Raw genomic sequence first — 23,670 nt, forward strand, 5'->3', positions numbered from 1 at the left:
CCGGGGTCACTGTGGCCGACCGCACACCCGGTGCGGAAAACCGCAGTCCTCGGCCCGGGGCACGAGCGCGGACAGTCCGCGACGGATCGTCGCTGTCACGGATGCAGGCACGGATGACGGACGCAGGCAGGATCGGCGGAGTGTCCGCCCTGCAGGCGTTCGGGCTGCCTGCATCCGCACCCGGGCGCTCACTCCGCCGGGCTGAGCGCCGGGAGCAGCACACCGGCGATGCCGGCGGCGACCCGGCGCGATGCGGGCACGTTGTCCTTGCCGTCGAACGCGGCCAGGAACCCCTGGTGGAATGCGGCACCGACGAGCGTGCGCGCGGCGGCGGTCGTGTCGGCGTCGCGACGGATGCGGCCGGCCCTGCGCTCGGCTTCGAGGTAGCGGCGCACTTCGGTCACGGCCTCGGCAGGACCCTTGCCGCGCGCGGCCACGCCGTCGCGGTGCTGCGCGAGCAGCTCCGGCGTGCCGAACACCGAGGCGGCGAGTGGGAACGAGCGCGTGAAGAACGCCATCAGCTGCTCCACCAGGGTCATGATCGACTCGAAGAGATCCTCGGACCCCGCGGCGTCCGGGTCGAAGCGCACCCGCGGCGTGCGCTCCTCGAGCACGCTCAGGAACAGATGCTGTTTGTCGTCGAAGTTCTTGTACAGGAGCGCCTCGGACAGCCCTGCGCGCTGCGCGATGAGCTTCGTTGTCGTGTTCGCGATGCCGCGCTCGCGCATGACGAGCAATGCGGCGTCGAGGAAGCGTTCGCGGGCAGGGGGAGCGGGTTCGGCCATGGGGTTAGTCTAGTGAGTAAGTGTTCACTCACCCCTAGGAGAATCACATGCGCGTCGTCATCATCGGAGCATCGGGCAGGTCCGGCCGGCGGGCCATCGCCCACGCCCTCGCCGCCGGCCACGAGGTCGTCTCGGTCGCGCGCACGCCGTCGTCCGCACCGGAGTCGACGGAGGTCGCGCGAGCGGATGCCCGAGACGTCGACGCTCTCACTGGCGCGATGACAGGCGCGGACGCCGTCATCTCCACGCTCGGCTTCGTCAAGGGCGACGCGAACGCGCGCATCCTGCGCGAGGGGATGGCGGCGACGCTCGAGGCGATGCACCGCACCGGCATCCGCCGCCTCATCGCGATCTCCGCCGGTGCGCCCTACGTCGCCGGCGACGATCCGCTCGCGCGGTTCGTCGCGAAGCCGATCCTGCAGCGTGTGCTGCGCGCCAACAACGAGGACACGATGGCGATGGATGCCGCGATGGCGGCATCCGGACTCGACTGGACCAGCATCCGCCCTGGCCGTCTCGTGCAGGGGACCGGTGCCGTCGATTACCGTCGGCGCGTCGACCTCTCCGTGCGCTGGCACTACAGCACCACCTTCGACACGGTGGGCCGTGCCGCAGTCGACGCCCTGACGCACCCGGACTGGATCGGCCACGCGGTGTACATCACGGAGTAGCGTCGGAGGCGTCCTGTCCCTTCACGAGAGGCCGTCATGACCACCGTCGCCGAGAACATCGTCCAGACCCTGCGCGCGAACGGGGTGCAGCGCGTCTACGGGATCCCGGGGGACTCCCTCAACGGGTTCACCGACGCCCTCCGCAAGGACGGAACCATCCGCTGGGTGCACGTGCGCCATGAGGAGACCGCTGCCTTCGCCGCGGCCGCCGATGCCGCGCTGACGGGCGACCTCGCCGTGGTCGCCGGTTCGTGCGGGCCGGGCAACCTGCACCTGATCAACGGCCTCTACGACGCCAATCGCTCGCGCGTGCCGGTGCTCGCGATCGCCGCGCACATCCCGACCAGCGAGATCGGCAGCGGGTACTTCCAGGAGACGCACCCGCAGGAGCTGTTCCGCGAGTCCAGCGTGTATGTCGAGTACGTCGCCGACCCCAGCCAGATGCCGAGGGTGCTCGAGATCGCGATGCGCGCGGCGATCGAGCAGCGCGGCGTCGCGGTCATCGTCATCCCGGGCGACGTCGCCCTGTCGGACGCCCGTGACACGCGCACCACGGCGATCGGGCGCACCCGCCCCGTGGTCGTGCCCAGCCCCGCAGAGCTCGAGAAGGCGGCGACGATCCTGAACGGATGCGAGCGAGTCACGATCCTCGCCGGAGCGGGCGTCGAGGGCGCCCACGACGAGGTGGTCGCGCTCGCCGAGTAGCTCGGCGCACCGATCGTGCACGCCCTCCGCGGCAAGGAGTTCATCGAGTACGACAACCCCTACGACGTCGGCATGACAGGGCTGCTCGGCTTCGCCTCCGGATATCGCGCGATGGATGCCGCGCAGACGCTGCTGCTGCTCGGCACCGACTTTCCGTACACGCAGTTCTATCCCGACGGGGTGACCACCATCCAGGTTGACATCCGCGGGTCGCAGCTCGGCAAGCGGCATCCGCTCGATCTCGGCCTGGTGGGCGATGTGAAGGCGACGGCCGAGGCATTGCTGCCGAGGCTGAAGCGCAAGGAGGACCGCGCACACCTCGACGACGCGACCGCGCACTACCGCAAGACGCGCGCGAAGCTCGACGAACTGGCAGTGCCCTCTCGCGGGAAGGCGCCGATCCACCCGCAGTACCTTGCCAGCCTGCTCGACGAGGCCGCGTCGTCCGATGCGGTGTTCACGGCCGACGTCGGGTCGCCGACGGTCTGGGCGGCGCGGTACTTCACGATGACCGAGAACCGCCGCCTGATCGGGTCGTTCAACCACGGCTCGATGGCGAACGCGCTGCTGCACGGCATCGGTGCGCAGGCCGCCTGTCCCGACCGGCAGGTGGTCGCACTCGCCGGCGACGGCGGGCTCACGATGATGCTCGGCGAGCTCATCACGCTCACCCAGAACCGGCTGCCGGTGAAGGTCGTCGTCGTGAACAACTCCTCGCTGAACTTCGTCGAGCTCGAGATGAAGGCGGCGGGATTCGTCACCTACGGCACAGACCTGCAGAACCCCGACTTCGCGGCGGTCGCGCAGGCTCTCGGCATCTTCGCCCGCCGCGTGGAACGCTCAGAGGATCTGCTCGACGCCGTCGCCGAGGTGCTCGCCCACGACGGTCCCGCACTGCTCGACGTGGTCACGGAGCGGCAGGAGCTGTCCATGCCGCCGGCGATCAAGGCGGACCAAGTCAAGGGCTTCGCGCTGTACGCGCTGCGCACCGTGATGTCGGGTCGCGGCGACGAGCTGCTCGACCTCGCGAAGGCGAACTGGCGTCAGCTGTTCTAGCCGACCGGCTCCGGCTCGTGCACGAGCGGCACGTCGGTCCCCGGCGTGCGCGGATGCGGGAACAGCAGCACGGCGAGGACGATGCCCACGCCGGTGCCGATGAGCTGCGCGACCAGGAAGGGCACGAAGGATCCCGGGGCGATGCCGCCCGCCGAGTCGCTGATCAGACGGCCGACCAGCACCGCCGGGTTGGCGAACGCGGTCGAGCTGGAGAACCAGAACGCCGCGCCGATGTACGCGCCGACAGCGGACGCGATCACCATGATGCTGCGCCCCGCCCGCACCAGGCCGACGATGAGCAGCACGAGACCGGCGGTCGCGACGAGCTCGCCGAGCAGAGCCGGGATCGTGGCGCGTTCCACGGTGCCGAGCCCGGCCGGCACCTCGAACATCGCGTTCACGAGAAGCGCTCCGAGAACTGCGCCGATCACCTGGGCCAGCACGTAGGCGCCGAGCTCGACCGGGCGAAGCCCCTTGCCGCTGCCGCGCCGGCTCAGCACCGCGTCGGTCAGCGAGACGGCGGGATTCAGATGCCCGCCGGAGACCGGGCCGAAAAGCAGGATCAGCGCGCCGAGGCCGAGCATGGTCGCCAGCGACCCCTCCAGCAGCCTCAGCCCGGCATCCGTCGAGAGCTTCTGGGCCGCGGCCGCCGAGCCGAGCGTGACCGCGGTCAGCAGCGCGGTGCCGAGAAGCTCAGCACCGGCGCGCCGGAGCAGGGGGACAGGTTCCATAGAAGGATCATTCTGCCGTGTCCCCGGCCCCGGCTGCGCCTGGTCAGCCCTCCGCGATCGCGCGCGCCTCGGCGGCCTCGGCATTGCGCCCGAGGGCCGAGAGCACGTCGCCGAGTTCGAGCGCCGCGACCTGTCGCAGCGGAGGGATCTCCGCAGCCCGGTCGATGGCGCTGCGGAACAGCGGCACGGCGTCGTCGCGCCGGCCGGCCTCGGTGAGCACGCGCGCCGCGAACAGCTCGGACCCGCCGGCCGATCCTGCGTCCCCCAGCTCGGCGAACGCGTCGGCTGCGGTCAGCGCCGCCGCCACGGCGTCGTCGATCCGGCCGAACTCGGCGAAAGCGCGACCACGCGAGTCGGTCACATCGGCGATCAGCCAGGCCGCGTCGTTCTCTGCAGCGATCCGTGCGACCTCGTCGAACAGCGCGAACGCCCGCTCGTCCTTCTGCGATCCATAGCCCTGGCCGAGTTCATGCAGGACCTGCGTGATCGCGCCGGCGGCTTCGGTGGGGCGCACCACATCTGCCGCCTCCTCGAGCGTCTCGATCGCCTCGTCCATCTCGCCGAACCGGGCCAGGATCCTGGCCTGCTCGAGCATCGCCATCGCCTGGTCCGCCGGTTCCTCCGCCTCGGCATGCAGGCCGGCCTGGTAGCCGAACGCGCCGACGGCCTGGCCGAACTCGCCGGAACCGGCCAGCGCACGGGCCAGCATGCCGACGGTGATCGCCCGCGATCCCGCCGGCGTCTCGGCCGCCTCCTCTCGCTGCAGCACGTCGCTGAGCAGCTCTGCCGCCTCCGCGGCATCACCGGCGGCGAGCATCGCCTTGGCCTGACGGAACTCCACGCCCTCGCGGTCGCCGCCGTGCTGGGCCACCAGTCGCGCCGCCAGCCGGTACCGGACGACCGCCTGCTCGGGAGAGCCGGCGTCCTCCCACAGTGCACCGGCGAGCAGTTGCGCATTGGCCAGAGCGCGCTCGGCGCCGAGGCCCGCGAGCAGCCCGGCCGCCCGATCGGCGTCTGCGGCGCCCGCTCCGAATTCGCCGATGCCGCCGCGCACGCGGGCACGCAGATCGAGCGCCCTGGCACGGTGTCCGTCGTTCACGCGCTCGCCCTCGACCAGCTGATCCAGCAGTTCAGCGGCTTCGGCGGTCCGCTCGGTGCGCAGCAGCGCGACCGCGGCGGTCAGCACCGAGGTGGTGGCGAGCCGGTCCTCGTCGACACCCTGGTAGATCCGCTGCGCCTGGGCTGCGAGCTCGACCGCCGCGGGGTCGCCCGCTCCGGCGCGCGCGGACGCGAGGGTCAGTGCGAGGTCGCCGCGCGGACGTTCCGGCAGCGCCGCGGCATCCGCCCATTCCCGCTCCAGTGCAGCGATGTCGTCCGGGGTGCCGCGGCCGAACAGCGAAAGACCAAGACGCTCCTCGAGCTCCGCCTGATCCTCCTGTGCGGACGCACGCAGTTCCGCGACCCGTGGAGCGAGCAGCGCGGATGCCTCGTCGACCTGCTCGAGCGAGACCAGAGCGCCGATGCGCAGACCCAGCATGCGGGCGCGCCTGGCAGGGTCGGAGAGCCCGGCCGACTCGGCGCGGTCGGCGGCCGCGAGGGCGTCCAGCTCGGATCCGTAGCTGCCGATCGCCACCGCACGGTCGTACCAGCCGTCCGCATCCACCGGCGTCGCCGCGGCCGGCGCAGGAGCGAAGGCGTCGGAGCGGATCGGCACGTCGTAGTGCTCCGCGGCGAGTGCCTGCATCCGGGCCCGGCGCTGCGCGTGCCCGTCGGTGCCGTCGCGCTCGTCGAACGCCGCGCCGATGCGGTCCGCCGCCGTCCAGGCCGCCGCCGCCAGCTGCTCCGCCGTCCAGGTGCCGTCGTGCTCGCCGAACAGGGGCACCAGCGCTGCGGCATCCGCACCGCGCACCGGGGTGTCGCCGTGGCCTGCCGCGGTGACACGGTCCAGGGCGAAGGCGATCGTCGAGAGGGCGGCGTGGTGCCCGTCGACGTTGAGCTGGTCATGAGCGAGCCAGGGCAGGTGCCGCTCGATCATGGTCAGGGCGCGCGCCTCGTTGCCGGTGAGGGCCGCGAACTCGATGTTGTTCGCGACGATCACCAGGTTGTCGGGGTTGTCCTTCGCGAGCCGGTAACTGCGCAGATGCGCGGCCTTCGCCTCCTCGAACCGGCCGAGGTGAAGATACGGGATCAGGGCGCGCGAGAGCGCGTGCTCTGGCTCCTCGCCGCAGGAGAAGCCGCCCTCGACCATCTCCTCCACGAGGCGGACAGCCTCCTCCTCGCGATCGGTGGCAGCGAAGAAGCCGGCGATCTGGCTGCGGCCGCACGCGTCGCAGTGGCTGTAGTCGTCGCGCGGAGTCGCCTCCAGGCGCACCCGCAGCTCCTCCGCCTCGTCCATCCGCCCGGCATCCCAGGCATCCTCGAATCGGGCTGTGAGCACACCGCTCATGCCGATGCCGGCGGCGCGGTAGTGCGCTTCCATGTCATCGAGGACCGCGGCGATCTGCTCCTGCGAGAACGACGGTGAGGAGCGCAGCGAGGCGGCCATCCACTTGAACTGCCACATCAGGTCGGCGCCGCCGTTCTCGATGTCGGCGGGGAAGCGCACCGGGTCGGCGTCGTGCCTGGCCAGACACCACGCGAACGAGTTCAGCATGACGTCGGTGGCGCCGCCCATGTTCGCCGACGCCGTCTGCCGCATCCGCGCACGGTACTCGAGCTGCTCGTCGCCGATCTCGACCGCGAGGGCGACGGCCTCCGCCGTGAGCGCCTGTTCCGCAGGGCCCCAGGGCGTGCGGTCGATCTCCTCGAGCAGCTGTTCGAGACGCTGGGCAGGGCGAGGCATGGTGCTCCTTCTGGGTACGGGAGGCGCGCAGGTCAGCGCGGGTCGTCGAACGGGAAGACGTCGGCCTCGAGGCCGGCGGACAGCGAGACGAGATCGGCGAGGGCCGTCGTCATGAGAGTGCGGTCGGCGTCTGCGAGCGGGTGATGCCCGGCGAGCAGCGACTGGATGTAGAGCAGTTGCACGGTGCGGGCGAACACCGCGTCGTCCTGCACGCCGACGAGGGCGCGCACGACGCGGTTGCTCCAGTTCAGGCACAGCCGGGCCGCGAGATCGTCGTCGCGCCCGGCGCCGACCTGGTCGTCGATCCGGGAGAGCACGCCGCCCCACAACGAGTTCGTGATGCCCTTGGTGCGGGTGCGGTCCATCGCTCGCAGCACGTCGGGATCGGCGACGTACAGCCCGGTGAGGTCGGGCCGGTCGATCGTGCGCACCACGACCGCGCAGCCGGATGCCGCGAGCACGGCGCTCGCGCGCTCCTCGAGCGCGACCGCGGAGTCGCGGTCGTCCAGCGGCGGCGGGTCGAGCCTGTCGAGTTCGCCCGTCACGTCGACCTGCTCGACGGCGACCTCGGGGTACAGCTCGGGCAGCATGCGAATCAGCTCGGCGTCGTACAGGTACCCACCGTTGACCAGCACCTCGCCCGGGCGCGCGATGCCCGCCACCTGGCGGAACTCGTCGACCGTCGCCGCGTAGCGGATCAGCGGGTACCGCTCGGCCAAGTCGCCGAGGCGCATCGTGCCGTGCGTGGTCTCGACGGTGAGCCAGCGGGTGATGAAGCGCGCGAGTTCCTCGTCGTGCCGCACCAGCGACTTCAGGCCGATCTCGTGCACGGCGACGAACTGCGCCAGGCGGTGCGGCTCGCGCAGTCCCAGCTCCAGCACCCAGCGGCGGATGCCGGCGCCGAGCTGCTCACGGACGTGCTCGAGGGCCGGGTCCTCGACGAGCGACTCACGGCTCGCGGTGGGGGAAAGGCCGGTGGAGTCGACCACCGCGCGCACGAAGAACGCCCAGTCGGGCAGCACATCGGAGGCGTGCTCCGAGAGCAGCATCCGGCCGAGGTACATGCGAGTCGCCTGCCTGGCGCTCGGCGGCGGGGCGTACGGAAGCACGTACGCCAGGCCGCGGGTGCCGGTACCGGGCTCCGCGATCTCGATGACGTCGAGCGGGGCGGCGCCGATGAGGTCGCGGCCGTAGCCGCGAGCGGCGTCGGCCCACGCGGCATCCGACATCGCACCGTCGAGGAACGGCGCGGGGCGCGTGACGTCGACGTCACCGGCCGGGGTGTCGAGAACCACCCGCACGGGCAGGAATTCGGCGAAGGTCTGTGCGAGTTCGCGTACGGCGGGCCCGCGCAGCAGGTCGTCTGCGTCGAATCGCGGCACCAGGTGCACGCTCGTGCCGATCGGGAGTTCCTCGTCGAGTTCGGCGACGACGAAGGTGCCGTCGGCGTTGCCGGTCCACTCCACGGATGCTCCGCCGCGCGCGCTGCGCGAGCGGATCACGATGCTGTCGGCGACCATGAAGCAGCTCAGGAGCCCGATGCCGAACTGGCCGAGGAAGTCGCTGCGGGGCAGGTCGAAGATGTCGCGCTTCGAGCTGCGGCCGACGGTGGCGAGCAGTTCGGCGACTTCCGCGGCGGTGAGTCCGACCCCGTCATCGCGGAGCACGAACTCGCCGCTGTTCTCGGACAGCGGGGTGATCCGGATCACCCCGCCGCCGCCGTCGACCTCGCGACGCGCCGTGATCGCGTCCCTGGCGTTCTGCAGGAGTTCTCGCAGATACACCCGCGGGCTCGAGTAGATGTGGCGACTCAGAAGGTCGACGACACCGCGCAGATCCACCTGGAACTGCTGCATCCCCTCGGTCACTGAAACCCCTCCCGTTCGCGGCCGCTCGCAGAGCCTAACAGGGGACCGGTTCCGACCCCGGTTCGTCGGAGCCTCCCGGATGTCGTACACTGGTGGGGCAGTTGTCTGCATTCTTTCGCCGTGCCTCAGGTCGGTGCGGGGATGCGGATCCCAGGGGCCTCCGGGTCTCTAGGGCGGTAGCTCAATTGGCAGAGCAGCGGTCTCCAAAACCGCAGGTTGCAGGTTCGATTCCTGTCCGCCCTGCGCGTCAGCGCGACGCTGACCACGAAAGGTACAAGCAGGATGGATCAGGACGAACCGCGCGGCGAGGTCGCAGCGTTCGGCGGAACCGCCACCCGCGACAAGAAGCTGGGCTTCTTCGGTCGAATCGCGCTGTTCTTCCGGCAGGTGATCGCCGAGCTTCGCAAGGTCGTCACGCCGACCCGCAAGGAACTCGTGAAGTTCACGCTGGTCGTGCTCGTGTTCGTGCTGATCGTGATGGGCGTCGTGTACGGCCTGGACACGCTCTTCGCAGCGCTCACCCACTACGTATTCGGCGTTCCGGCCTAGTGACGCCCCTGCGGCGACCGCCGCAGTGAACCGAAAGAAGCACAGTGTCTGAACGATATTCCGACGACGCCGACTGGGCGACCGCGGCCGAGCAGTCCAGCGAGGAGGACGAAGCCCAGGAGGGCAACGTCCTCGCTGCCGAAGAGCTCGCAGCGACCTCGGCCGAGCACGTCGCCCTGCACATCGAGGACGACGAGGAATACGACGAGACTGATGACGACACTGACGACATCGACGACCCGGAGGCGGACGCGATCGTGAACGACGCTCTCAACCTGGACGAGACGGCCGAGACCGAGGCCGCCGCAGAGGTTCTCAACGATTCGGCTGCCGAGGAGGCCGCTGAGCAGGAGGCGGAGGAGGCGGCCGAGGTCGCACCCTACGACGGCCCCGAGCTCGGCGACGACTCTGATGAGTCCGACGACGACGAGCAGGCCGAGGAGGACCCGTACGAGGCCTTCCGCATGGACCTGCGCATGCTCCCCGGCAAGTGGTACGTCATCCACTCCTACGCCGGTTTCGAGCGCAAGGTGAAGGCCAACATCGAGCAGCGCAAGTCGACGCTCGAGGTCGAGGACGACATCTACCAGGTCGAGGTCCCCATGGAGGACGTCGTCGAGATCAAGAACGGCCAGCGCAAGATGGTCACCCGGGTGCGCATCCCCGGCTACGTGCTCGTGCGCATGGAGCTCAACGAGGACACCTGGTCGGTCGTCCGCCACACGCCCGGCGTCACCGGCTTCGTGGGCAACGCGCACAACCCGACGCCGCTGCGCTTCGAAGAGGCCTTCAACATGCTGAAGTCCCTCGTCGAGGTCAAGGACGTCCCCACCGCCAAGTCCATCGCCGCCAAGGGCGGCACGGCTGTCGCCCGTCCGGTGGCGGCCGAGGTCGACTTCGAGATCGGCGAGACGATCACCATCAAGGAGGGCTCGTTCGCCGGCCTTCCCGGTTCGATCAGCGAGATCAAGCCCGAGAGCGGCAAGCTCACCGTGCTGGTGTCGCTCTTCGAGCGCGAGACCCCGGTCGAGCTGTCGTTTGACCAGGTCACGAAGATGATCTGACATCACCACGTGCGAAAGCGGCCGTCCCCTCGGGGCGGCCGCTTTCGTGTTCGGCGGGGTCACGCGTGCTGTGCCGCCCAGTGCGGGCTCTGGATCAGGCCCACGAGGTTGCCGAACGGGTCGCTGACCGATGCCGAGTACCAGCCCTCGCCGCGCTGGGTCACCGGGTCGAACGGCTGCGCGCCGAGCGCGATCAGGCGGTCGAAGGACGCCTGGATGTCGTCGACGTGCATGCTGACCAGTGCGCCGCCGGGCGCCGGGAGAGCCGGGCGGAACTTCGCGTCCATCAGGGCGAACTCGTCGTCGTCGTCGCCGAACCGCCACTCGGCGTACTGAGCGGGGCCCTGCTCGGGACGGACGAAGTAGGGCGCCGAGTCGAACACCTGCGTGTACCAGTCGATCGCGGCGGTCATGTCGTCGGCCACGAGGTTGAGGTTGGCGAGTCCACGGAACATGTCTTTTCCCCTTCTGTCGAACTGCTGATACTTCTATGCTCGACCGTGAAGTGATCATCTTCTGATCACTTGAAAAACTCGTCGGAAGAATTCCCGGAATGCGTGCCGATCGCCTGATCCAGGCCCTCCTGCTGCTGCAGGGGCGCCCGCAGATCACTGCCGCCGAACTCGCGGAGGAGCTCGAGGTGTCGGTGCCCACCGCGCGCCGCGATCTCGAGGCGCTGGCGATGTCGGGCGTGCCGATCTACCCGACGAGAGGGCGCGGCGGCGGCTGGCGGCTCATCGGTGGTGCGCGCACCGACCTGACCGGGCTCACCGAAGGTGAGGTGACCTCGCTGCTGATCGGGCTGAGCCAGAGCGGTCACGCCGATCCCGAGCGGATCGCCGCGGTGCGGAAGCTGGTGCGGGCCATGCCCGAACCGTTCCGCGAGGGCGCGCAGCGCGTGGCGGCATCCACCGTGCGGGATGCGCCGTGGGGCGAGGTCCCGGATGAGGCGGCCTCGTCGACCGTCGCGGCGCTGCAGCGAGCGATCGCCGCCCAGCGGCGGGTGCGTCTCGAGTACGAGGGGACGCGCGGCGCGATCGAGATCGAACTCGTTCCGCTGGTGATCGGCAGCCGAGGGAGCCGGCAGTACCTGCTCGGCGCGCCCGCGCAGGATGATGCGGATGCCGCGGATGCGGACAGGCTGCGGATGTACCGGATCGACCGCATCCGCGAGCTGGGCGTGCTCCCGGAGCGCGGCAGTGCGCCGGACGGCTTCGACGTCGCCGAGGCCTGGGCGCGCATGGTCGAGCGTGTCGAGGACCTGCGCGGCGCCGCACGGGCGCTGGTGCGCGTGGAGCCCTGGGCCGTACGGGCACTGCAGGACCGGTTCGGCGCGCAGGCCTTCGTGCTGGACGCGGAGCCTGATGAGGGCGGACGCGCGCTCATGGAGGTGCGCGCGCACCGGGTGGACGCGCTCGCGGAGCAGCTGGCGGGCTGGGCGGGAGTGGCGGAGGCGGTCGGGCCGCCGGAGGTGCGCGCGGCGCTGCGCGAGCTGGGAGACCGGATCGCAGGCCTCTACCGCAGCGACGGGGCACCGCGCACGCGGCATCCGCTCTGATCGGGTAGACTTGTCTGGTTTGTGCGCCATCGACATGGGTCCCTGAGCCTGTCGAAGGGTCGCGCATTCGTCACCGCGCTCCGGAGATGCCGGATCCGCGGGAGAGGGATGCTCCAGGGCATCCGCTCGAGAAAGGAATCACAATGGCACCGAAGAAGAAGGTGACCGGCCTGATCAAGCTTCAGATCAACGCCGGTGCAGCCAACCCGGCGCCGCCGATCGGCCCCGCGCTCGGTCAGCATGGCGTCAACATCATGGAGTTCTGCAAGGCGTACAACGCCGCGACCGAGTCGCAGCGCGGCAACGTCATCCCCGTGGAGATCACCGTCTACGAGGACCGCAGCTTCACCTTCATCCTGAAGACCCCGCCGGCTGCTGAGCTGATCAAGAAGGCCGCCGGTGTGCCCAAGGGCTCCGCCACGCCGCACACCGTCAAGGTCGCGAAGATCACCAAGGACCAGGTCCGCCAGATCGCCGAGCAGAAGCAGGCCGACCTGAACGCGAACGACATCGACGCCGCGTCGAAGATCATCGAGGGCACCGCGCGCTCGATGGGCATCACGGTCGAGGGCTGAGGGAGATAACAATGGCTACCAAGTCCAAGGCTTACAAGAACGCCGCCGCGAAGATCGAGGCGGATCGCTTCTACACGCCCACCGAGGCCGTCGCTCTGGCGAAGGAGACCGGTTCGGCGAAGTTCGACTCGACCGTCGAGGTCGCGCTGAAGCTCTCGGTCGACCCCCGCAAGGCCGACCAGATGGTGCGCGGCACCGTCATCCTCCCGCACGGCACCGGTAAGACCGCCCGCGTCATCGTGTTCGCGAACGGCCCGGCCGCCGAGGCCGCGATCGCCGCGGGCGCCGACGAGGTCGGTGGCACCGAGCTGATCGAGAAGGTCGCCGCCGGCTGGACCGACTTCGACGCAGCCGTCGCCACCCCTGAGCTCATGGGCCAGGTCGGCCGTCTGGGTAAGGTGCTGGGCCCCCGTGGTCTGATGCCGAACCCGAAGACCGGCACCGTGACCCCGAACACGGCCAAGGCCGTCGAGGAGATCAAGGGCGGAAAGATCGAGTTCCGCGTCGACAAGCACGCCAACGTGCACTTCGTCGTCGGCAAGGCCTCGTTCTCGGCCGAGCAGCTCGACGAGAACATGAAGGCCGCGCTCGAGGAGATCGTGCGCCTCAAGCCGTCCAGCTCGAAGGGCCGTTACATCCAGAAGGGCGCCGTGTCGACCACGTTCGGCCCCGGCATCCCGCTGGACGTCAACGCCATCTGAGTCTGACGCTCATTCGGAAGACCCCTGCCTTCGGGCGGGGGTCTTCTGCGTTGGGCGAGCGGATGACAGGATGCCGTCATGGGAACGATCGACGACTACCTCGAAGGACTCGAACCCGATGACCGCGCGGTGATCGCGCATGTGTACGAGATCGCCCGCGCGACGGCGGGGGAGACCGAGCAGGGGAAGAGCTACGGGATGCCGGCACTGCTGCACCGCGGCAAGGCACTCATCTCGGTCATGCGCACCAAGAAGCACATCGGGCTGTACCCGTTCAGCGGACGCGTGCCGGAGGTCGTCGCGGACGCCCTCGCCGGCTTCGAGTACGACAAGGGGACGATCCGGTTCCAGCCGGAGCATCCGCTGCCCGATGACGCCATCCGCGCGGTCGTCTCGGCGCGGATGGCCGAGATCGAGGATCCGTCGCTGCGCCGTCCCTGACCCTGACGGACGCCGGACGTGGCCGTTCAGCCGGCGAACACCGGCACGACCAGGGCGATCCCCATCGTGACCAGCAGCACGGCGATCGCGGTGTCGAGAATGCGCCAGGCGCGCGGCGTGCGCAGCCAGCGGCCGAGGTACCGGGCGCCGTAGCCGAGCGCGAAGAACCAGGTGATGCTGCCGATGATCGCGCCGGCTGCGAACATCCAGCGCTGGTCGCCGTGAGTCGCCGCGATGCCGCCGATCAGCAGCACGGTGTCGAGGTAGACGTTCGGGTTCAGCCAGGTGAACGCCAGGGTGGCGAGGATCACCGGAGCCAGACGGGTCTTCGTCGCCAGCGCGGTGCCGCCGGAGGCGGCCGCGTCCGCGGCATCCGCCTCGGGGTCGGCGACCAGCGACTCGCCGCCCTTCGCCCACGCGCGACGGGCCGCGAAGATCCCGTACACGACCAGCGAGATGCCGCCCGCCCAGCGGGCGACGACGATCAGCCAGGGGGCCGAGTTCACGAGATAGCCGAGTCCGGCAGTGCCGGCCAGCACCAGCAGAGCGTCGGATACCGCACAGATCAGCACGACCGGCAGTACGTGCTCGCGACGCATGCCCTGGCGCAGCACGAAGACGTTCTGCGCGCCGACGGCGATGATCAGCGAGTACATGAGGCCGAGGCCGGACAGGAGGGTGAGCACGGATCCACGCTAAGCGTCAGGCATCATGAACTCCAGCGAAGAGAACTGCATCAGCATTAGCATCGCTTATGTGCAGATCGACGCCCAGCTCGCCGCCACCGTCGCCGCCGTCATCGACGAGGGCAGCTTCGACGCCGCCGCGCGCCGGCTGCATCTGACGCCCTCCGCGGTCAGCCAGCGCATCAAGGCACTCGAGCAGCAGCTCGGTCGTGTGGTCGTGGTGCGGTCGAAGCCGGTGCGCGCGACCGAGGCCGGTGAGGCGCTCGTGCGTCTCGCACGGCAGGTGGCGCTGCTCGAGCACGAGACGATCACTGCCTTCGGACTCTCGCCCGACGACACCGGGGAGACCCGGGTGCGCGTGCCGCTCGCGGTCAACGCGGACTCGATGGCGACCTGGTTCCTCGCCCCGATCGCACGGGTGGCGCAGCAGCACGACATCGACGTGGACCTGCACCGCGACGATCAGAACTACACCGCCCGCCTGCTCGAGTCCGGTGAGGTGATGGCGGCTGTCACCTCGGAGAGCACCCCGGTCGGCGGATGCCGGGTCGAGCCGCTCGGCGTACTGGAGTACCGTCCGATGGCGACGCCGGAGTACCTCGCGCGATGGCTCCCCGAGGGGGCGACACCCGATGCCCTTGCCCGCGCCCCGTTCGTCGACTTCGATCGCCGTGACGAGCTGCAGCACGACTGGCTGCGTGGGCACGGCGTCGATCCGTGGTCGGTGCCGCGGCATTACGTGCCGGCATCGTACGACTTCGCGCAGGCGGTGCGGCTCGGCCTGGGGTGGGCGCTCATCCCTGTGGTGCAGGGCGTCGAGGGTCTCGTCGACCTCGGGGGTCCCGCGACCAGGGTGCCGCTGTACTGGCAGCAGTGGAACCTGCGCTCACCGCTGCTCGACGCGATCGCCGCGGAGGTCGCCGCCGAGGCATCCCGTGCCCTCGCGCCGCTGCGCTGAGCGCGCGGTTGCCGCCGAGCGAACCACCGCGCGGCGGCGTGTGTGAAGGCGGATGCCGGTAGTCGAGGGTAGCCTCGAGAGGTGACTCCGGAACTCGAAGCGCGCATCATCGCGGACTCCCGCGATCGGGTCGCGTGGCTGCGGGCCAGGGCACGAGGGATCACCGCGACGGATGTCGCCGGACTGTCCAGTGAGGCGTCCATCACCCGCGCCGCCGACGCCAAGCTCGGCGCCGGTCCGCGCTTCGGTGGCAACGCGTACACCGATCACGGACGTCGACGCGAACCGGAGATCGCCGCGTGGGTCGCGGCGACCCACGGCATCCTGCCCTCGTCCGCGCTGTTCTGCGCCGAAGTCGAGAAACGGCACCTGGCGACCCCGGACGGAATCGTGCAGGAGGCGGGCGGCCGCGTGCTGCTCGCCGAGATCAAGACCACGAACAAGTCGTGGCGGTCCATCCCGCGTACCTACCTGCGTCAGGTGTGGTGGCAGCAGCACGTGCTCGGCGCCGAGCGCACGCTGTTCGTGTGGGAGGAGCACGACGACTTCCGTCCTATCCACGACGAGCCGAAGTCGGTGTGGATCGAGCGCGACGACCGCGAGATCGGACGTCTGGTCGGCCTCGCCACGCGGCTGATCGACGAGCTGTACCACCGGACGACCGGGCAGCGACCTCCCCAGCAGGCGCCTGTCGCCGCGAGCGGGCGCGAGGCGCTGCGCGAGCGGGACATGTTCCGGGCGCTGGCCCTGAGCGACTAAGCCGCAGGTGCTGCGCGAGCCTCACATGAGAACGTGCGGCCGGCCCCGATTTGGGGAGCGACGCGGGATGCCTTAGAGTAAGAACAACCGAAGACCGCCGGTCATCGTCGTGCGCGCAAGCGCGAGGCGATCGAAGCACTGCATCGCAGGGGCCCGCGCAGGTGTGCGAGATCAGTTTCCAGAGCTCCGTGCGCTTGCGCCGGAGCTTTCTTCATGCGGGGCCGGAGTCGAGGTCGATGTCCCACCTCCGTGAGGCATCTCGTACACATCAAGGAGTGACCATGGCGCAGAAGGATGCATCGGTCGCCGAGCTCACGAAGTCATTCGAGGACTCGAACGCCGTTCTGCTGACCGAGTACCGCGGTCTGACGGTTGCCCAGCTCAAGGAGCTGCGCAACAGCATCCGTCAGAACGCTGAGTACGCCGTGGTGAAGAACACGCTGACCAAGATCGCCGCGAACAACGCGGGGATCAGCGCCCTGGACGACGACCTCAAGGGTCCGTCGGCCATCGCGTTCGTGCACGGCGACTTCGTCGCCACCGCGAAGGCCCTGCGTGACTTCGCCAAGGCCAACCCGCTTCTCGTGATCAAGGGCGGCATCTTCGAGGGCAACGCCCTCGACGCCGCCGAGGTCGACAAGTACGCCTCGCTGGAGAGCCGTGAGGTTCTGCTGGCGAAGGCCGCGGGCATGATGAAGGCGACGATGGGCAAGGCTGCCGCCACCATCGACGCGCTTCGCGAAAAGCTGGAGACCGCCGAAGCCGCGTGAGCGGCCTGGTGATCTTTTACCCCAAAACCCCATCAATCTAGGAGATACATCATGGCTAAGCTCACCACTGAGGAGCTGCTCGAGCAGTTCGCCGGCCTGACCCTCGTCGAGCTCAACGACTTCGTCAAGGCGTTCGAGGAGAAGTTCGAGGTCACCGCTGCTGCTCCGGTCGCCGTCGCCGGTGCTGCCGGTGGCGCTGCCGGTGCCGAGGCCGAGGACGAGAAGGACGAGTTCGACGTCATCCTCGAGGCTGCCGGCGACAAGAAGATCCAGGTCATCAAGACCGTCCGCGAGCTCACCTCGCTGGGTCTGGGCGAGGCGAAGGCTCTCGTCGACGGCGCTCCGAAGCCCGTCCTGGAGGGTGCGAACAAGGAGGCCGCTGAGGCCGCCAAGACCGCCCTCGAGGAGGCCGGCGCCACGGTGACCCTGAAGTAATTCCGCTTCACCGCGCTTTCGAAGGCCCCGGGAGAGATCCCGGGGCCTTCGTGCGTCTCAGCGGATGCCCGAGGTGGACGACCGCGCGACCAGTTCTATCGGCAGGGTCACCTGCGCAGCCGCGGCATCCGGGTGCTCCATCCGCTCGCGCAGCAGGCGAACGGCGGCGGCGCCCTGCTCGCGCGGATGCTGCCGCACGGTCGTCAGCGAGAACATCTCCGCGTGCTCGTGGTCGTCGATGCCGATCACGCTGAGCTCCGCCGGTACCGCGATGCCGAGCCGGCGCGCGGCGACGATGCCGCCGATCGCGGCCTCGTCGCAGATGCCCACGAAGGCCGTCGGCCTCTTGCGCCGGTCGCCCAGCACCCGCACCGCCGCCTCGTAGCCGCCAGGCATCGTCGGCGGACCGGATGCCTGCCTGACGTGCTCATCCAGGCCGGCGGCGATCATCGCCGCGCGGTAGCCGTCGAAGCGCCGCTTGTCGCCGACGGCATGGGTCGCGGCATCCGCGCGTCCGCCGAGCAGCACGATGTCGCGGTGCCCGAGATCGATGAGATGCTCGGTCGCGATGCGCGCGGCGACGGCGTCGTCGATCGACACGGCGCTCGTGCCCTCGCTGTACGGTCCGATGCTGACGACGGGGGAGGACACCTGCAGCAATCGCTCCAGCTCGTGGGCGCTGGGCTGGATGCCGACCGCGATGATCCCGTCGAAGCGACGTCTCGGGAGGATGTGCTCGAAGAGCCGTGCCCGCTCCGCAGATCCCTCTCTGATGCCGTACAGCACCAGGTCGTATCCCTCGGCGAACAGGGCGTCCTGCATCCCGGCCAGCAGCTCGGCGGAGAACCAGCGTGCCAGTGACGGCATGATCACGCCGACCGACAGCGAGCGCCCGGTCGCGAGACTCATCGCGGAGGAGTGTGCGACGTAGGAGAGGTCGACGGCGGCGGCCCTCACCCGCTCGCGGGTCTCGGGCGAGACGTAGCCGTTGCCGCTGAGTGCGCGGCTCGCGGTGGCCTTCGAGACCCCTGCGCGGGCGGCGACATCGGCGATCGTGCTCATGATTCCTCCGGTCCGCACACGGCTCCGGCACAGCGTATCCGAAGACGGGCAAGTACGGAACCGGTTCCATGGGTTACGCTGTGGGAGCGCTCCCACGCGGGGGCGGATGGTTGTCCTGTTGTAACCGTCTCGGCATTGTGCCGGTGTGCCCAGGCCGGATAGGTTGGGCTGGAATCGGTTCCTGAACGGATGCCGCAAGGCAATCGTCGAGCAATCGACAAGCACTCGAAGAGGAGAATTCACATGGCTTTGTCACAGCGATACCGCCTGCTCGCTCCCCTCGCACTGGTCGGCGCGGCCGCGATGGTCCTGTCAGGCTGCGCCGAGGGCGACACGGGCGGCTCCGACGACGGCTCGCTCGAGGGCGCGACCGTCCAGATCTCGGGAGGCATCACCGGCACCGAGGCCGACGCCCTGCAGAAGTCTTTCGAGAAGTTCACAGAGGACACCGGCGTCGAGGTGGTCTACACAGGGGACAAGGGTTTCGAGGGCAACATCGTCACCAAGGTCGCCGGTGGATCCGCGCCCGACATCGCGATCGTGCCTCAGCCCGGGCTGTTCCGCTCACTCGTCGAGACCGGCGAAGTGGCTGAGGGCAGCGACGAGGTCGCGGCCAACGTCGACAAGTACTGGGCTCCGGCCTGGAAGGACTACGGCTCCGTCGACGGCACGTTCTATGCGGCGCCCATGCTCGCCAACCTGAAGGGGTACATCTACTACTCGCCGGCCAGCTTCAAGGAATGGGGCGTGGAGATCCCCACCACCTGGGAGGAACTGCTCGAGCTGACCGCGACGATCCAGGAGAAGACCGGCGAGCCGCCGTGGTGCGCCGGGTTCTCGTCCGAAGCGGCATCGGGCTGGCCGGGCACCGACTGGATCGAAGACCTCGTGCTGCGCCAGTCCGGCGAGGAGGTGTACAACGACTGGGCCGCCGGTGATGTCGAGTTCACAGACCCGAAGATCGAGTCGGCGTTCGACGAGGTGGCGAAGATCCTGCTCGACCCGAAGTACGTCAACGCCGGGTTCGGAGACGTGAAGAGCATCAACTCGACGGCATTCGGCGACCCGATCGCCGCCGCAGTCGCCGAGGGCAAGTGCGCACTGACCCACCAGGCGTCGTTCCTCACCGCGAACTTCCTCGCGGTCGAGACCGCTGACGGTGAGACGCCGGAGGTGGCTGAGGACGGCGACGTGTACGCGTTCCTCATGCCCGGGTTCGAGGGCCAGCCGTTCTCCGTGTCCGGCGGCGGCGAGTTCGTCACGACGTTCTCGGACGACGCGGCCACCAGGGCCGTCGCCGAGTACATGTCGACCCCGGAATGGGCGGACGAGCGCGTCAAGCTCGGCGGTGCCATCTCCGCGAACTCCGGCGCCGACCCGTCGCTCGCATCGAGCAAGTTCCTCACCGATGCGATGACGATCGTGCAGGATCCCGAAACGGTGTTCGGCTATGACGCCTCCGACCTGATGCCGGCCACCGTCGGATCCGGATCGTTCTGGCGCGGCATGGTCGACTGGATCGACGGCAAGCCCACGACCCAGGTCCTGAGCGACATCCAGGCAGGGTACGAGAACTGACGCACCCGACCCGGCGCCGGGTTCCTCCGCGATCGGAGCGGACCCGGCGCCTGGTCGACGTCACCCCCTCGACGGCGACGGAGGAAGGCAAGTCATGTCCCAGACGGATATCTCGACGGATCGGGCGCAGCAGGCCCCGCCGTCGCATCCTGTGAAGAAGGCGCCATCGCGCACCGTGACGCGCATGGTCGTCACGATCGGGGCCATCTGCATCGTGGCGCTGGTGATCTTCCTGCTGCTGAGCCCTCCGGCTCCGGACGCGAGGCCGACGTCACTGGGCTTCTCGTTCAACTCGTTCTTCCAGTGGATCGGCGGTCTGGGGCCGATCCTGCAGATCCCGATCATCCTGGTGATCTTCGGCGTGGTCGTCGCGCTGCTGCTGGTGCTCATCGAGTACGCACCGCGCAAGGGCCGCGGGTACTTCTGGCTCCGGCTGGTCTCGTGCTTCGCGATCCCGGTCGTGGCATTCATGCTGCTGCGGCCGTACCAGAACGCCGTCGTCTACGTCCTGATCATCGCGCTCATCGCGGGCGGCCTGCTGTTCTTCGCCGACTACCGGGCGAAGGAGGGCGCGGGCTACTTGTATCAGCTCACGCTGTTCATGGCGCCGGCGGCAGTCCTGATCCTCGTCGGACTCATCTATCCGACGATCTCGACCGTCATCCAGTCGTTCTACGACAAGACCGGCGAGAACTTCGTCGGCATGGAGAACTACGTATGGGCGTTCACCAACCCGCAGGGGTTCTGGTCGATCATCAACACGCTGATCTGGGCGATCTTCGCACCGATCTTCGCGACGATCGTCGGACTCGCGTACGCCGCGTTCATGGAACGGGCGCGCGGGGACAAGTTCCTCAAGGTGCTCGTGTTCATGCCGTTCGCCATCGCCCCGGTGAGTATCAGCCTGATCTGGAAGTTCGTCTACGACTACCGCCAGGGCGAGCAGATCGGAATCCTCAACGCGTTGGTCGTGGCCTTCGGCGGGGACCCCGTCAGATGGCTGGACATCTGGCCGCTGGTGAACACCTTCTGCCTGCTGTTCGCGTTCGTCTGGGCGCAGACCGGATTCGCGATGGTGGTCCTCTCCGCAGCGATCAAGGCGGTACCCACCGAGCAGATGGAGGCGGCTCAGCTCGACGGCACGACGGCCTGGCAGCGCTTCGTCAACGTCACGGTGCCCGGCATCCGGACGGCCATCGTGATCGTGCTGACGACGATCACGATCGCCTCGTTGAAGCTGTACGACATCGTGGCGGTCATGACCGGTGGCCGGTCGAACTCGACGGTGCTGGGCTTCGAGATGGTCAATCAGCAGCAGCGGTTCCAGAGCTATGGACACGCGGCCGCTCTGGCCGTGCTCATCTTCGTGTTCGTGGCGCCGCTGATCGTCTACAACGTCAGACAGCTTCGCCGACAGAGGGAGGTGCGATGATGACCGCCGTCGACTCCAAGGGAACGCAGCAGTTCGACAGGGCCGCCGCTCGCAAGGTGGCACGGCAGACACGTCGCAGCGAGGCGCAGGCGCAGAAGCGTCTGACCTCGCCGGTGGCGACGGTCATCGCCATCGCGATCGCCCTGCTGTGGACGATCCCGACACTCGGGCTGCTGATCACCTCGTTCCGCCCCGGTGCGGATTCGGCGTCATCCGGATGGTGGACGGTCTTCACCGATCCCGATTTCACGCTCGGCAACTACGAGGACGCGCTCACCTCGGGCGGCACGGCGCTGACGCTCGGCGAATCCTTCCTGAACTCGCTCGCCATCACGATCCCGGTCACGGTCTTCGCGCTGGCGATCGCCTCGCTGGCGGCCTACGCCTTCGCCTGGATGGACTTCAAGGGTCGCGGGTTCCTGTTCGTGGCGGTGTTCGCCCTGCAGATCGTGCCCATCCAGATGGCGCTGGTGCCTCTGCTCAGCCTGTTCTCGCGTGGACTCGAGTTCGGAGACGTCGGGATCTTCCCCGGGTTGGAGATGCGCGAGGTCGATCACAGCTTCGCGACGATGTGGATCGCCCACGTGATGTTCGGTCTGCCGTTGGCGATCTTCCTGATCTACAACTTCATCGCCGAGATCCCGTCCGACGTCATCGAAGCGGCACGAGTGGACGGGGCGGGTCACGGGCAGATCTTCTTCCGGATCATCCTGCCGCTGGCCACGCCGGCGCTGGCGTCGTTCGCCATCCTGCAGTTCGTCTGGGTGTGGAACGACCTGCTGGTGGCCACGATCTTCGCGCCGTCATCGTCGTTGCCGATGACGCAGACGCTGAACTCGCTCTCCGGGTCCTGGGGTGATCGGTGGTACCTGCTGTCGGCGGGCGCCTTCCTCGTGCTCATCGTTCCGTTGATCGTGTTCCTCGCGCTGCAGCGGTTCTTCGTCCGCGGACTGATGGCCGGAGCCACGAAGGGCTGACGCCCGCGCGGCCTGCCGCCGGACCGTCGAGGACGGTCCGGCGGTCTCGTGCGCTCCCGGATGCCGGATAGACTGAAGCCTTTCTCGAATCGATTCGGAACCTCCTCCTCGAAGGCCTCAGTGACAGACGAGCGCACCCCCACCGGCAGCATCCGCGCCATCACCGGCAGCATCCGCACCTCGACGCCGACCGGTGCGATCCGCACCCTCGGGCCGAACCCGGCCACCGCGCCGGTCATGCTGCATCCGGGTGACGCGATCCCGGCAGGGCGCAGGGTGCTCTACATCATCCTGCTCGGCGCGCTCACCGCACTCGGCCCGTTCACGATCGACCTGTACCTGCCGGCGTTCCCCGTGCTGGAGAGCGACTTCCAGACCACCGCGGCGATGATCCAGCTGACGCTGACCGGCACCATGATCGGCTTCGCGCTCGGCCAGCTGGTGGTGGGTCCGCTCAGCGACAAGGTCGGCCGCCGGGTCCCTTTGATCACGGTGACCGCACTGCACGTGCTGGCGAGCGTCGCGGCCGCACTGGCGCCGAACCTGCTGCTGCTCGGAGGCGCGCGCGTGCTGATGGGCGTCGGCGCCGCGGCCGGCGGCGTCGTGGCGATGGCGATCGTGAGGGACCTGTTCGGCGGCAGGCGGCTGGTGGTCATGCTGTCGCGGCTCGCCCTGGTGTCGGGCGTCGCGCCGGTGGTCGCCCCGCTGATCGGATCGTGGCTGCTGACCGTGATGTCGTGGCACGGCATCTTCGTCGTGCTCGCCTGCTACGGCGCGGTCATGCTCGTGACCACCGCGCTCTTCATCCCGGAGACGCTGCCCAAGGAGCGGCGGCATGAGCGGGGCACCGAGACCGCCTGGCACCGCTACCGCAGCGTGCTCACCGACCGGGTGTACCTCGGCGTGCTGATCATCGGCGGCATGACCTTCTCGGGCCTGTTCTCGTACCTGTCCGCCTCGCCGTTCCTGTTCCAGCAGACGCACGGACTCGACCCGCAGCAGTACGGACTGCTGTTCGCCGCGAACTCGCTCGGCGTGGTGTTGGGCGTCCAGACCGCAGCCCGGCTGGCGGCACGGTTCGGACCGCAGTGGGTGCTCGCCGTCTCGACCGCGATGCTGCTGCTCTCGGGCGTCGCGATCATCGTCTGCGACCAGCTCGGGCTGGGGCTGTGGGGCACCGTGATCCCGCTGTTCGTGTTCATGACCTCCTGCGGATTCAGCTTCCCCTGCGTGCAGGTGCTCGCGCTGGATCGGCACGGCAAGGCCGCCGGCACCGCGGCATCCATCCTCGGCGCGAGCAACAACGGCATCGCCGCACTGATCTCGCCGATCGTCGGCTGGATCGCGCGGGACGCCGGGATCACCGCGACGACGATGGCTTCCGTGATGGCCGGATGCGCCGTGGTGGCGATCCTGTCGCTCTGGGTGATCGTGCGCCCGCGAACGGTCGGGATGCTGGCCCCGTAA

22 protein-coding genes, 1 tRNA gene and 1 pseudogene are annotated in these 23,670 nt (G+C 69.1%); 17 read left to right on the forward strand and 7 right to left on the reverse strand.

Annotated features, from left to right (window positions below; genetic code table 11):
• Positions 1–188: 188 nt before the first annotated feature.
• Positions 189–785 carry a TetR/AcrR family transcriptional regulator gene (locus DY023_RS07945; RefSeq protein ID WP_116241804.1) on the reverse strand — a complete coding sequence of 199 codons (597 nt, stop codon included), beginning with the start codon at positions 783–785 and terminating at the stop codon, positions 189–191.
• 47 nt (positions 786–832) lie between these two features.
• Here DY023_RS07945 and DY023_RS07950 point away from each other — a divergent pair, with 47 nt between their 5' ends.
• Together DY023_RS07950 and poxB are read left to right on the forward strand one after the other, a co-directional pair.
• Positions 833–1,456: an NAD(P)-dependent oxidoreductase gene (locus DY023_RS07950; RefSeq protein WP_116241805.1), complete on the forward strand. Its 624-nt coding sequence runs from the start codon at positions 833–835 to the stop codon at positions 1,454–1,456.
• Positions 1,457–1,492: 36 nt separating this feature from the next.
• Positions 1,493–3,217 (forward strand): annotated as a pseudogene (gene poxB, locus DY023_RS07955) (ubiquinone-dependent pyruvate dehydrogenase).
• Here poxB and DY023_RS07960 read toward each other — a convergent pair.
• Genes DY023_RS07960 through DY023_RS07970 form a run of 3 tightly spaced genes read right to left on the reverse strand, consistent with a single transcriptional unit; the run spans position 3,214 to position 8,646 of the window.
• Positions 3,214–3,948 carry an aquaporin gene (locus tag DY023_RS07960; RefSeq protein WP_116241806.1) on the reverse strand — a complete coding sequence of 245 codons (735 nt, stop codon included), beginning with the start codon at positions 3,946–3,948 and terminating at the stop codon, positions 3,214–3,216. The pseudogene poxB and the gene DY023_RS07960 overlap by 4 nt on opposite strands.
• A gap of 43 nt (positions 3,949–3,991) precedes the next feature.
• Entirely contained in the window at positions 3,992–6,790 is a 2,799-nt protein-coding gene (locus DY023_RS07965) for a hypothetical protein (RefSeq protein WP_116241807.1), read from the reverse strand.
• Positions 6,791–6,822: 32 nt separating this feature from the next.
• Positions 6,823–8,646, reverse strand: coding sequence for an HSP90 family protein (locus tag DY023_RS07970; RefSeq protein ID WP_116241931.1), 1,824 nt, complete (start codon positions 8,644–8,646; stop codon positions 6,823–6,825).
• A 182-nt stretch (positions 8,647–8,828) separates the two neighbouring features.
• Between DY023_RS07970 and DY023_RS07975 the strand changes: the two genes are divergently transcribed.
• From DY023_RS07975 to nusG, 3 genes are all read left to right on the forward strand, one after another.
• Positions 8,829–8,901, forward strand: a tRNA-Trp gene (locus tag DY023_RS07975).
• Positions 8,902–8,940: 39 nt separating this feature from the next.
• Positions 8,941–9,207, forward strand: coding sequence for a preprotein translocase subunit SecE (secE, locus tag DY023_RS07980; protein WP_116241808.1), 267 nt, complete (start codon positions 8,941–8,943; stop codon positions 9,205–9,207).
• A gap of 44 nt (positions 9,208–9,251) precedes the next feature.
• Positions 9,252–10,271, forward strand: a complete 1,020-nt coding sequence (gene nusG / locus DY023_RS07985; protein WP_116241809.1) for a transcription termination/antitermination protein NusG — start codon at positions 9,252–9,254, stop codon at positions 10,269–10,271.
• A 59-nt stretch (positions 10,272–10,330) separates the two neighbouring features.
• Here nusG and DY023_RS07990 read toward each other — a convergent pair whose 3' ends face one another.
• Positions 10,331–10,726, reverse strand: a complete 396-nt coding sequence (locus DY023_RS07990) for a VOC family protein (protein ID WP_116241810.1) — start codon at positions 10,724–10,726, stop codon at positions 10,331–10,333.
• Between the two features lie 98 nt (positions 10,727–10,824).
• On the opposite strand from DY023_RS07990, the gene DY023_RS07995 reads away from it, so the two are divergent.
• The 4 genes from DY023_RS07995 (at position 10,825) to DY023_RS08010 (ending at position 13,546) form a co-directional block, all read left to right on the forward strand.
• Positions 10,825–11,829 carry a helix-turn-helix transcriptional regulator gene (locus DY023_RS07995; RefSeq protein WP_116241811.1) on the forward strand — a complete coding sequence of 335 codons (1,005 nt, stop codon included), beginning with the start codon at positions 10,825–10,827 and terminating at the stop codon, positions 11,827–11,829.
• A 143-nt stretch (positions 11,830–11,972) separates the two neighbouring features.
• Complete coding sequence (gene rplK / locus DY023_RS08000) at positions 11,973–12,404, forward strand: 50S ribosomal protein L11 (RefSeq protein WP_116241812.1); 432 nt, start codon at positions 11,973–11,975, stop codon at positions 12,402–12,404.
• Between the two features lie 11 nt (positions 12,405–12,415).
• Entirely contained in the window at positions 12,416–13,105 is a 690-nt protein-coding gene (gene rplA / locus DY023_RS08005; RefSeq protein WP_116241813.1) for a 50S ribosomal protein L1, read from the forward strand.
• Positions 13,106–13,183: 78 nt separating this feature from the next.
• Positions 13,184–13,546, forward strand: coding sequence for an iron chaperone (locus DY023_RS08010; RefSeq protein WP_116241814.1), 363 nt, complete (start codon positions 13,184–13,186; stop codon positions 13,544–13,546).
• 26 nt (positions 13,547–13,572) lie between these two features.
• On the opposite strand, the gene DY023_RS08015 is transcribed toward DY023_RS08010, so the two are convergent.
• Positions 13,573–14,232: a LysE/ArgO family amino acid transporter gene (locus DY023_RS08015; RefSeq protein WP_181905768.1), complete on the reverse strand. Its 660-nt coding sequence runs from the start codon at positions 14,230–14,232 to the stop codon at positions 13,573–13,575.
• Positions 14,233–14,257: 25 nt separating this feature from the next.
• Between DY023_RS08015 and DY023_RS08020 the strand changes: the two genes are divergently transcribed.
• The 4 genes from DY023_RS08020 to rplL all read left to right on the forward strand — a co-directional run bounded on the left by DY023_RS08020 (position 14,258) and on the right by rplL (position 17,154).
• Positions 14,258–15,190 (forward strand): LysR family transcriptional regulator ArgP, encoded by a 933-nt coding sequence (locus DY023_RS08020; RefSeq protein ID WP_116241815.1) that lies wholly within the window; start codon positions 14,258–14,260, stop codon positions 15,188–15,190.
• 81 nt (positions 15,191–15,271) lie between these two features.
• Positions 15,272–15,949 carry a YqaJ viral recombinase family protein gene (locus DY023_RS08025; protein WP_116241816.1) on the forward strand — a complete coding sequence of 226 codons (678 nt, stop codon included), beginning with the start codon at positions 15,272–15,274 and terminating at the stop codon, positions 15,947–15,949.
• A 281-nt stretch (positions 15,950–16,230) separates the two neighbouring features.
• Positions 16,231–16,719: a 50S ribosomal protein L10 gene (rplJ, locus tag DY023_RS08030; protein WP_116241817.1), complete on the forward strand. Its 489-nt coding sequence runs from the start codon at positions 16,231–16,233 to the stop codon at positions 16,717–16,719.
• 51 nt (positions 16,720–16,770) lie between these two features.
• Positions 16,771–17,154 (forward strand): 50S ribosomal protein L7/L12, encoded by a 384-nt coding sequence (rplL, locus tag DY023_RS08035; protein ID WP_116241818.1) that lies wholly within the window; start codon positions 16,771–16,773, stop codon positions 17,152–17,154.
• 57 nt (positions 17,155–17,211) lie between these two features.
• Here rplL and DY023_RS08040 read toward each other — a convergent pair whose 3' ends face one another.
• The gene (locus tag DY023_RS08040; protein WP_116241819.1) at positions 17,212–18,216 is read right to left on the reverse strand and encodes a LacI family DNA-binding transcriptional regulator; all 1,005 of its coding nucleotides are present in this window, start codon (positions 18,214–18,216) and stop codon (positions 17,212–17,214) included.
• 243 nt (positions 18,217–18,459) lie between these two features.
• Between DY023_RS08040 and DY023_RS08045 the strand changes: the two genes are divergently transcribed.
• The 4 genes from DY023_RS08045 to DY023_RS08060 all read left to right on the forward strand — a co-directional run bounded on the left by DY023_RS08045 (position 18,460) and on the right by DY023_RS08060 (position 23,670).
• A complete protein-coding gene (locus tag DY023_RS08045) occupies positions 18,460–19,794 on the forward strand; it encodes an ABC transporter substrate-binding protein (protein WP_116241820.1) in 1,335 nt (444 codons plus the stop codon).
• A 94-nt stretch (positions 19,795–19,888) separates the two neighbouring features.
• Positions 19,889–21,226, forward strand: a complete 1,338-nt coding sequence (locus DY023_RS08050; RefSeq protein ID WP_116241821.1) for a carbohydrate ABC transporter permease — start codon at positions 19,889–19,891, stop codon at positions 21,224–21,226.
• Complete coding sequence (locus DY023_RS08055; protein ID WP_116241933.1) at positions 21,226–22,203, forward strand: carbohydrate ABC transporter permease; 978 nt, start codon at positions 21,226–21,228, stop codon at positions 22,201–22,203. Before DY023_RS08050 ends, DY023_RS08055 begins: the two co-directional genes overlap by 1 nt.
• Positions 22,204–22,440: 237 nt before the next feature.
• On the forward strand, positions 22,441–23,670 hold the full coding sequence (locus DY023_RS08060; RefSeq protein WP_245958635.1) for a multidrug effflux MFS transporter: 1,230 nt from the start codon (positions 22,441–22,443) through the stop codon (positions 23,668–23,670).

The organism is Microbacterium bovistercoris (assembly GCF_003387575.1).
GTDB lineage: Bacteria > Actinomycetota > Actinomycetes > Actinomycetales > Microbacteriaceae > Microbacterium > Microbacterium bovistercoris.